Annotated in this window: 10 protein-coding genes; 5 read left to right on the top strand and 5 right to left on the bottom strand. The window is 42.1% G+C overall.

The features are described from left to right. The 3 genes from EWV68_RS11585 to psb30 form a co-directional block, all read right to left on the bottom strand. The coding region (locus tag EWV68_RS11585) for a hypothetical protein (RefSeq protein ID WP_287169855.1) at window positions 1–1319 on the bottom strand (1319 nt) is incomplete at its 3' end. Between the two features lie 10 nt (window positions 1320–1329). Next, the gene (locus tag EWV68_RS11580) at window positions 1330–3660 is read right to left on the bottom strand and encodes an NACHT domain-containing protein (RefSeq protein WP_287169854.1); all 2331 of its coding nucleotides are present in this window, start codon (window positions 3658–3660) and stop codon (window positions 1330–1332) included. A gap of 222 nt (window positions 3661–3882) precedes the next feature. After that, window positions 3883–4002: a photosystem II reaction center protein Ycf12/Psb30 gene (psb30, locus tag EWV68_RS11575; RefSeq protein WP_002736367.1), complete on the bottom strand. Its 120-nt coding sequence runs from the start codon at window positions 4000–4002 to the stop codon at window positions 3883–3885. A 174-nt stretch (window positions 4003–4176) separates the two neighbouring features. On the opposite strand from psb30, the gene EWV68_RS11570 reads away from it, so the two are divergent. The 4 genes from EWV68_RS11570 (at window position 4177) to arsC (ending at window position 6978) form a co-directional block, all read left to right on the top strand. Beyond that, a complete protein-coding gene (locus tag EWV68_RS11570; RefSeq protein WP_016514455.1) occupies window positions 4177–4515 on the top strand; it encodes an ArsR/SmtB family transcription factor in 339 nt (112 codons plus the stop codon). 125 nt (window positions 4516–4640) lie between these two features. Next, window positions 4641–5786, top strand: a complete 1146-nt coding sequence (gene arsB / locus EWV68_RS11565) for an ACR3 family arsenite efflux transporter (RefSeq protein ID WP_287169853.1) — start codon at window positions 4641–4643, stop codon at window positions 5784–5786. Between the two features lie 9 nt (window positions 5787–5795). After that, window positions 5796–6416 (top strand): arsenical resistance protein ArsH, encoded by a 621-nt coding sequence (gene arsH, locus EWV68_RS11560; protein ID WP_287169852.1) that lies wholly within the window; start codon window positions 5796–5798, stop codon window positions 6414–6416. Window positions 6417–6579: 163 nt separating this feature from the next. After that, complete coding sequence (gene arsC / locus EWV68_RS11555) at window positions 6580–6978, top strand: arsenate reductase, glutathione/glutaredoxin type (protein WP_149973869.1); 399 nt, start codon at window positions 6580–6582, stop codon at window positions 6976–6978. Between the two features lie 289 nt (window positions 6979–7267). Here arsC and EWV68_RS11550 read toward each other — a convergent pair whose 3' ends face one another. Continuing rightward, window positions 7268–8149 carry a universal stress protein gene (locus EWV68_RS11550; RefSeq protein ID WP_287169851.1) on the bottom strand — a complete coding sequence of 294 codons (882 nt, stop codon included), beginning with the start codon at window positions 8147–8149 and terminating at the stop codon, window positions 7268–7270. Window positions 8150–8282: 133 nt separating this feature from the next. Then, on the bottom strand, window positions 8283–8483 hold the full coding sequence (locus tag EWV68_RS11545; RefSeq protein ID WP_002739006.1) for an NblA/ycf18 family protein: 201 nt from the start codon (window positions 8481–8483) through the stop codon (window positions 8283–8285). 709 nt (window positions 8484–9192) lie between these two features. On the opposite strand from EWV68_RS11545, the gene EWV68_RS11540 reads away from it, so the two are divergent. Further along, window positions 9193–9647 (top strand): nuclease/transposase family protein (locus EWV68_RS11540; RefSeq protein WP_502705880.1); only part of this gene is annotated, 455 nt, incomplete at its 3' end.

The raw sequence follows: 9647 nt of genomic DNA, 5'->3' as shown, positions 1-9647 counted from the left end.
AATCCGAAGATAACTAGCCAAAATAGGGATATTGATTGCCATTCCCAAGATAGGCGATGATACAGAGCAAAAGAGGTAAACCCAAATACAATGGGCAACCAACAAAACCAGGGAAAAGCTAATATCGACAAGAATCGCACCCATCCTAAATCTGTTTTTTCTTTAGCCAGATACCAAATTCCCAAACCAAAGCCAATAGCCGCAACCCCAGCCCCAGCCACAGCGCAAGCCACAGCCACAGCCACATCCCCAGCCACAGCCACAATCACAGGCACACTCACAGCCGCAGCCACAGGCACACCCACAGCCACAGGCACATCCCCAGCCCCAGCCGCAGCCACAGCCACAGTCACAGTCACAGCCCAAGCCACAGCCACAGCCGCAGCCACAGCCCCAGCCACAACCCCAGCCACAGCCACAGCCACAGCCGCAGCCACAGTCCCAGCCCAAGCCACAGCCCAAGCCACAGTCCAAGCCACAGCCACAGCCGCAGCCCCAGCCTTAGCCTTAGCCACATACAAAGCTGTCACCCCTTCCCAAACTAGGTTTTTTCTGAGTAGTCGATACCATTCTCGGCAAAACGTCCAGGGTCCCAGTAAGCCCAATTGCATCAATAAAGTTGGCTCTGATTTATCTTCTTCGGTTATTTCTATCAATAAAACTCTCAAAAAAGACAGCACAACAACAATTGTGATTGCCATCCAGCCATTAACCCAACTTTTTTGCTGATTGAGCATAATGGCAAATATTTCAATTACAGATCCAAGAGAGAGCAAGAAGACAATAGTTAAAACAATTAGATATTCTCGGCCTTTTTTAAACTCGTATTCTATCTTTTCAAAAAGATTGCGCCAGTCGTTTCTTGTGGGGCGGCGGTAGTTGATTAAGCGAGACAGTAAGGCAAATTTTAATTCAAGTGTCAGACTATTAAATAAATATAACCAACGCTGGTTTGGATTGATTTTACTTAAAACTCGATCAACAAACTCTATTTTATTGTCTAAATTTTCAAGTGAAACCGATTCCAATTCATTTTTAAAATAACTTAATTGAGTTAGATTAATTTCATCTTGTAACTGAATCGCACATAAAGGAATGACTAACCGAGGATCGAGTTCAAGAGTGATTGTGGGAATATCATCAGCAGAGCTTTCAATAATTGCAGCAGCAACTTTCTTGACAGTAGCAGAGAACTGAAAATTGCTTGAATTTTCAAAGGGTTGCCAAATCCAATTTAAGTCCGTTTCGATTACCTCTTGTGGCTGGCGCTTTTGTTTGACGGCTCGATTTTTTAGTCGGCGAATGAATCTGAATAGCATTAGTTTTCCTTCATGATAGAGTGCGATCGCGTTCAGCTTGACTATCTTCTAACTGCTTCAACAGTGCTGCAAGTCGAAAACTTACTTTTCCGCTTAAGTTCGGATCTTCCTGCAATCTTTCAAGTGCCTCAGCCGCTTCTGGTATGGCAATTTTAACTAGATCATCCATTGCTTCTATAGAGCCTTTTCGAGCTAAAGATTCTAGTTGATTAACTGCCAAACCTCCCATTCTGATCAACGCTTCTCGCACTTCTATAAAATGGGGTTGATTGGGATCATAGTAAATAACTAATTTTTCTACTGCTTGAGGCAAATTAGTGGCGGATAAGGCTTGAGCCGCTGCTTTTTGGCTGTCTGAATTATCTAAACTATCAACTAAAAAATTAAATAATGCTTTCCCTCTAGGACGAAAATCAGCCGCGACTGAGCCAAAAGCACTACAAATTGATTCATCGGTTCTCAATTGTGTTTTAAAATAATCTATAATCTCCTGAGCAACTTCTGGTGTTACTTCTTGAGCATCTGCTAGACATTCAAATGCTGTCAGTGTATCTTGTTGATATACCGCCGTAATTAAATCCGTACTATTGTTTGGCAATCCACACCATAACTTGACAATTTCTAGCCAGTCGCTAGGAGCGTTTTGCCATTTTTGAATTAATTCAGCTTGTTTGTCTGTTAAAGCTGCTGCTACGAAATATTCTTGTAGAGTGAGATGGGGAAAATAATAACGCTGTCCGCCATCAATGCGAAGCAATATTCCACTGCGTTTGACGATTTCATCAACGATAGAATTAGCCTCTTTAGGCTCTAGATTTAATGAAGGTAAGACTTGTTTAACTTGTTCCCATACTTCAGAATCAAGAAGACTGCGGCGATCTTGCTGTTGTCGATTAGTGCTATTCTGAGCATAGAGTGCTAAATGTTGCAGAACTCGCCGCTTGTTGACACCACTATATTGATTAGAGATATTTCTTTCTTGATCGCGCAATTCTAATAAAACATCAGTAGCTTTAGTGTAAAATTCGGCTCGCGAATGAGGTAAAACGAAGGGAGTATCCGTATAGAGATAGGCGATGATTGTTAACAGTAGGGGATTCCGCGCCAGTGCCATAATTTTCGGTTTAGCTCGCAAGTTTTGAATCAATTGTTCTACTGATTTCTCTGGCGGCATTTCCAACTTCCAAGCTTGCAAAAAGCGGCGAATTTGCTGGTCACTAAATTCGACAATCTCTAAAGTTTCCTCGGTATTATCGACAAACTCATCATGATAAACAGCCGTCCGACAGGTAATAATTACTCGACATTTTTTATAATTTTCTAATTCTAAAAAGTCCTTAAGACACCGAACAACAGAAGAGCGAACGCCACTACTAACCTCATCTAACCCATCTAAAAGCAGCAGCAAACGTCCGTCTTTTAAACCTTGAGAGATGAAACGATTAGCTTTGGGAAAATTATGGCGATCGCAAGCTGCTACTAAATGTTGTTCTAACTTTTCTACTGTCAAATTAGCCTCATTGAGGCGGTTCAATTCTAGTAAAATTGGCACGGGACGATCCGATAAATTTTTGAATCGTCCTTCTGAATAGGAAAGTGCTAGATACTTTAATAACATCGACTTCCCCGAACCAGGCGCACCTTTAACCACTAAGCGGCGGTATTTTTGCACCGCATTTTCTGCTTCAATCAAAGAGCGATCGCTCGCTTTAAAAGCTTTTAAAGAAACATAAATCTCCCGCATTTCTAGGGGACGATGAGGACGAAAAGGTATATTAAGTTTTTGATATTTATCAATTAATGCTTGTCGATACTTTTTAAGAGCAATATTTTCAAATAAGGGTGTTCCAGCAAAGGTTTTATAAATCCATTTACTAATCGCATCTAAAGACTGATTGAGCCATTTTTTTAAGGTATCACTAATAACAGTCCCCAAAATACCACCCAAAACAAGAATAACAAGCACAGGTATCCAGGCAGGATATTTATTAATATCATATTGTTGTTCATAGATATCCCATAATTCATCCTGTGGAAAACAAGAAGCTTGAGAATTTACCTCTTTATACAAATTTAAAATATCACCAATTGTCTTTTTCTTTTTATCAGTATTGAAAAAATTCCACTGGTCAGCTTTTGCATCTTGTTTTGCCCGATTTTGAATATCTCCCCTAAGTTGGTTACAGGGATTAGGTGCAGGAAGCTTTTGAGTAAAAACAGGCAAAATTGTCCCCCACGCGACTGAAATTGCCAGCCCTAGGACAAAAATCATCAATAACTGCTGCTTTTTCCAGTGAATAAACTTCATTGTCTGTACCGTTTCTTTGCCTTTTTCCCACATCCTGGCTACCAATATAACACTGATTCATACAGTATAGGCTACATATAAGGAGAGGCACTCATGCACGAGGGGGAATAAATAATCAGTTTTTAATAACCAGATTTAGTATGATAACTGATGACTGATAACTGATAACTGATGACTGGGTTTTAGACAAAAAATCTCTCCCTAAAGAGGAGAGAAGTCAAAAAAGCACGAATAACAATGGGTGGGAGGCGGTTTTTATAGGTCGCCACCACGAAAAGCTAGTAGGAAAATGACAAAGGGGCCAGCTAACATGATTAGCGCCACGAAGGTGAGTTGAAAAATGGGTTCTAAATTGAGAGCCGCAAATAATTCCATGATGTCTCCTAACCTGTTTACAATGATTTTAAGGGCTAATCTGGTCAAAACCATTGTCTATCATACAGGGGATGATTCGCTGGTTTTCCTGATTCGATACAAAAATACATAAAGTTTTGTTGCAATTCTGAATTTTCCCGCTTTCTTATTTCCTTCCCACTAGGGGCAATCTCAATGTTCAACTCTCTGACCACATCTCCCGACTCGTTAACCCAAATTTACACTGGTTTTCAGGCACTCTCGGATCCCCTACGGCTGCAAATTTTGCAACTGTTGCGACATCAGGAATTATGCGTCTGTGAATTGCGCGACCATCTCGATATCGCCCAATCTAAATTATCTTTTCACCTAAAAACGCTAAAAGAAGCCAATTTAGTCCGCAGTCGTCAAGAAGGTCGTTGGATCTACTACAGCCTAAATCTATCTCAATTTCTTCTCCTAGAAGAATATCTATCGGAATATCGTCGTTTTAGTTCCCTTGTCACCGCTCGTTTCTGCGAGGAAAATCAGTAACCAATCAAGATTTTTAGAAATATTAAAGCTTTATAACTAGCTTTTACCCTTGACATATCAACTTTTTTTGAAATAATAAAGGTGGATTACCCAATCTCCCATTATTCCCTTTCCACCTTTGTGCGATGACTAATCAAATCAATCCTAAAGCCGCCAAAGCTGGCGGTAGCCTTAGTATTTTTGAAAAATACCTTACCCTTTGGGTTATTTTCTGTATTTTGGCGGGAATTGCCCTCGGTCGGTCATTTCCGGACGTAGCGCAGACTTTAGATGCCATGAGTGTCTATAACGTTTCTATTCCGATCGCCATCTGTCTTTTCTTCATGATGTATCCGATCATGGTTAAGATCGACTTTTCTCAAGCTCTTCGGGCTGCCCGTACTCCCAAACCAGTTATTTTAACTTTAGTGGTTAATTGGCTGATCAAACCCTTTACCATGGTGGCGCTGGCTCAATTTTTTCTCGGCTGGCTGTTTCTGCCTTGGTTGAGTCAAACGGAGATTATCCGAGGACAGACGGTAAGTTTAGCTAGTTCCTACACTGCTGGAGCTATTTTACTAGGAATTGCTCCCTGTACGGCCATGGTCTTGATGTGGGGCTATCTTTCCTACAGTAACCAGGGTCATACCCTAATTATGGTAGCAGTCAATTCCCTAGCGATGCTTTTTCTCTACGCTCCTCTAGGTAAATGGTTACTGGCAGCTAATAATTTTGTAGTCCCTTGGCAGACCATTGTTTTTTCTGTGTTAATCTACGTTGGTTTACCGCTTATTGCTGGTATCTATAGCCGTCACTGGATTTTTAAACATAAAGGACGGGCCTGGTTTGAATCGCGTTTTCTTCACTATCTCAGTCCTGTGGCAATCACTGCCTTATTGTTAACCTTAATCCTCCTCTTTGCTTTCAAAGGCGATTTAATCGTCAGTAATCCCCTGCATATTTTCCTGATTGCTATTCCCCTCTTTATTCAAACTAATCTGATTTTTTTACTTAGTTATGTGGCCGCTCTCAAACTCAATTTAGTTTACGAAGATGCCGCTCCCGCTGCTTTAATTGGTGCTAGTAATCATTTTGAGGTAGCGATCGCCACTGCGGTGATGTTATTCGGATTGAATTCGGGGGCTGCTTTAGCGACAGTAGTGGGGGTATTGATTGAAGTACCTGTGATGTTAATGTTGGTAGAATTCTGTAAAAAAACCGCCTTTTGGTTTCCCAGAGATCCAGAAAAAGCCACCCTTCTCGATCCTCGTTGCTTGAGTTCTTACAAATAATTATTCACCATGATCCAATCGACTCACAAACCGAGAATTCTTTTTCTGTATGGCTCTTTGCGGGAACGTTCCTACAGTCGTTTATTAGCGGAAGAAGCGGCGAGAATTATCACTGAATATGGAGCAGAAGTGCGCTTTTTTGATCCCCGTGAATTGCCGATTTATGGCAGTGTTCCCGATACTCATGCCAAGGTGCAAGAATTACGAGAATTAAGTCAATGGTCTGAGGGTCAAGTCTGGTCATCTCCCGAACTTCACGGCAATATTAGCGGCATTATCAAAAACCAAATTGATTGGATTCCCTTAAGTATTGGTGCGATTCGTCCCACTCAAGGCCGCACTTTAGCAGTCATGCAAGTAAGCGGAGGTTCCCAATCTTTTAACGCGGTTAATACTCTGCGAATTCTTGGTCGTTGGATGCGAATGTTTACTATTCCTAATCAATCTTCTGTGGCTAAAGCTTATCAGGAGTTTCACGAGGATGGCACGATGAAAGATTCCCCCTATCGAGATCGAGTTATTGATGTGATGGAGGAACTTTATAAGTTTACCATTCTCCTGCGAGATCAGGTAGATTATCTGACTGATCGCTATAGTGAAAGGAAGGAAAAAGAGAAAAAACGGTGTTAGGGGTTGGGTGTTGGGGAAGATGTTTCTTAATCCCTATCCCCCCATTTCCCTATTTCCCCATTTCCCTATTTCCCTATCCCCTAATTTCCCTATCCCCCCATTTCCCTATTTCCCCATTTCCCTATTTCCCTATCCCCTAATTAAATTTCTAGGAGTTAAAATTGTGAAAAAAGTCATGTTTGCCTGTAGAAAAAATTCCTGTCGTTCCCAAATCGCCGAAGGTTTCGCTAAAACTTTAGGCGCGGGTAAAATTGCCGTCACAAGTTCCGGATTAGAAGCGGCCAAAGTTCACCCCGGAGCAATCGAAGTTATGGGGGAAATTGGTATCGATATTACCGACCAAACTTCTAAACCAATTAGGGATTTTAATCCTGAAGATTATGATGCCGTTATCTCCCTATGTGGTTGCGGTGTCAATCTGCCGGAAGGATGGGTTTTACAGGAAATTTTCGAGGATTGGTTAATTGATGATCCCGATGGTCAACCCATCGAAACTTTTCGCCGAGTTCGCGATGAAATTAAGGCTAAAGTTATTGGATTAATCGAGCAGTTAAGTAGGTAGTTGTTAAAAGTTGTCAGACACCCCCCTTATCAAGGGGGGATTAAGGGGGGATCGGCACCCCCCTTATCAAGGGGGGATTAAGGGGGGATCGGCACCCCCCTTATCAAGGGGGGATTAAGGGGGGATCGGCACCCCCCTTATTAAGGGGGGCAGGGGGGATCAGAGGCAAAATCTATCTTTAATTTAATTATAACTACTTACTTAAGTTAATTTTCCCAAAAAATTTTCGGCTCTTCTCTCTGTCCTTTGTGTCTCTGTGGTTTCTCCCCAAGAGGATCTTTTTTCTAGCCTATCCCTTGGGGGAGAAAAATAATAAGGGGAACCACAGTTGATGAAGAATATCTTCATTAATTCGACGCACTGCTAACCATTCCAACATATTGGAACGATGGCAGGTGGCTACAGCGATCGCACTGATATCATCTTCTTCTGCTGCCGTCAAAACTTCTAATACAGGTGTTCCTTGTCGCACTTGGCTCTGTACTTGCAAACCGAGTTTTTCTAGTCGCACTTGCACCGATTCTAATTCCCGACGGGCATCATTTAAACGAGATTCGGTGACACCGGGATCGCGACTGATATTTTCCACTACCCGGACGAGGAGACATTGCTCAAAAGAGCCGGGGGCGCGGGTTGGGGCGTATTTTTCCATCTGTTCAATTAGATAAATTGCGTCGGGACTGCCATCGTAGGGAATTAATAAATGTTTCCAGAGATGCTGACAGCGCAGGGCTAATTCATCGCGAGTATAAACTGATAATAATTGCGGTCGGAAAATCAGCAGCGGAATATCGGTAATACCTGCGATCGCTAAACTGGTACTACCGAATAATTTTTCTTGGACAGCACCGCGCATGGGATTTCCCATCAAAATCACGTCGATAGAGTGATGCGCGAGGATTTCCCGCACGGCATCCACGGGACGACGGTTAGAGATTTCCAGACTAACTGTCATACCTGCGGGAATATTTGCTAAAGCTGGGGATAATTTTTCTTTAGCCGCATCAATTTTTCCTTGATCTACGGCAGCTAGGGTGGGTTGTTCCCAAACCGGAATACTGTGGAGGAAGATAACTTGTTTTAAGCCGCTCAGGGCTAAGTGTGGCACACAATGGACAAGACGATGGAGACCATCGAAAAGATCTGTACAGATCAAAGCGCGCTCGAACATAAATTAACCCCTAGCAATTCGGTTATCCTTCCCTAAGAATAGCTAAAAAGGTGAAGAAATGCGCCCCGCATCCCTAGCTCGTTTCCGGAGAAACCCAGCCGGAGAAAGAGGTCGCCCGCAGGGGTGAAATGAGTTACTGGGGGGCCCAGGGATTAGAATCTAGACCCCACTGGTGTTTGAGAAAAGCTTTGTACATATTTTCTCTGACCATCATTTGTTCGTAGAGCTTGATCAGGAAATCCTGCGCTTGCTCCTGACTCATTTTTTCTACCTGAGTCTGAAAAGAACGAATGTTGAACTGTTGTTCTAAGGAAAGTTCGATCGGTTGAGACATGGTGTTCCTCCTCGATGAAGACAGTGGTTGATAACAAGCGAGATGGGTGATTGGTATCACCTTTTTTAACTAATGTAACAAATACTTGACAAAGTGTCAATGTATCTGTAAAGAGGGTTTTGCTTTTTCCCTCCCGTTAGCTAGGATACCCCGCCGCCAAAAGGAAAGAAGCATATAATGATACATTTAGCAAGAGTTTTAATAAAATTTTGCTTACTGTGAACAAATACTTAAGTAATTATACTTATTTTTTTCCATGGCAGCCCGGAGCGAGAGAAAATATTTGACAAATTGTGTAAACATTCTGTAATAATCGAAGAGACCGACATAAATCGGGTAAGTTGAATGGTTAGGCCTGTTAAAAGCTAAAAACGTAACCCCTAGATCCCGTCCCTCTCGTTGAAATCGTTAAGGATAGTCAAAATTGACGGACACAGCCGCTATCGTGCAGAAACTACAAGCTTATCGCTGGGAAACATCCTCCTTAGCTCTGTTTGCCTTAAAAAAATCAGCATACAGGCACGGAATGTCGCACAAGTTTTTACCTAAAATGTCGGATGAATGCCCCCGCTACATTTTTCGACAAGATACTCAGCTTTGCGGGGGATGAAATCCGACCAGAATATCAACCGCAGAGCATCGGTTTAATTCCACCATCTGTGGGTAAACTGTGTTATAATTAACTTAGCCAAGGGTCGAGGATTGTTAGATGCTAGTCGTAGAAGCAAAGCTAAAAAACGGAACACCAGAGCAATATCACCGGCTTGATGAAGCTATCAAAACTTCTCAGTTTGTGCGTAATTCTTGTGTTCGTTATTGGCGGTCCAATCAAGGGACAACCCGCAATGATCTCCAAAAACTTTGCGCGGTACTAGCTAATAATAAAGAGACACCATGGGTTAATAAATTAAACTCACAAGCACGTCAATCGGCTGCTGATAGAGCCTGGCAATCAATTAATCGGTTTTACCAGAATTGTCATGCCAAGATACCGGGAAAAAAGGGGTTTCCTCGGTTCAAAAAGCATAGTCGTTCCGTTGAATACAAACTAACAGGCTACCAACTATCTGATGACCGACGTAAAATCAGATTTACTGATGGCTTTAAAGCAGGAGAATTTGATTTATGGTGTAGTCAAAAAACCTTAGTTTATTATTCAGAACA

This window comes from Microcystis sp. M_QC_C_20170808_M9Col, from assembly GCF_007095495.1.
Classification (GTDB): Bacteria; Cyanobacteriota; Cyanobacteriia; order Cyanobacteriales; family Microcystaceae; genus Microcystis; species Microcystis aeruginosa.
The sequence above is the reverse complement of the archived record's forward strand: the minus strand, read 5'-3'. Positions and strand labels throughout refer to the sequence as shown.

Excerpts from the sequence above, each read along its gene's own strand:
- EWV68_RS11580 (WP_287169854.1), bottom strand. The coding sequence starts at position 3,660 with ATGTGGGAAAAAGGCAAAGAAACGGTACAGACAATGAAGTTTATTCAC.
- psb30 (WP_002736367.1), bottom strand. The coding sequence starts at position 4,002 with ATGGAATTATTTGCGGCTCTCAATTTAGAACCCATTTTTCAACTCACC.
- EWV68_RS11570 (WP_016514455.1), top strand. The coding sequence starts at position 4,177 with ATGTTCAACTCTCTGACCACATCTCCCGACTCGTTAACCCAAATTTAC.
- arsB (WP_287169853.1), top strand. The coding sequence starts at position 4,641 with ATGACTAATCAAATCAATCCTAAAGCCGCCAAAGCTGGCGGTAGCCTT.
- arsH (WP_287169852.1), top strand. The coding sequence starts at position 5,796 with ATGATCCAATCGACTCACAAACCGAGAATTCTTTTTCTGTATGGCTCT.
- EWV68_RS11550 (WP_287169851.1), bottom strand. The coding sequence starts at position 8,149 with ATGTTCGAGCGCGCTTTGATCTGTACAGATCTTTTCGATGGTCTCCAT.
- EWV68_RS11545 (WP_002739006.1), bottom strand. The coding sequence starts at position 8,483 with ATGTCTCAACCGATCGAACTTTCCTTAGAACAACAGTTCAACATTCGT.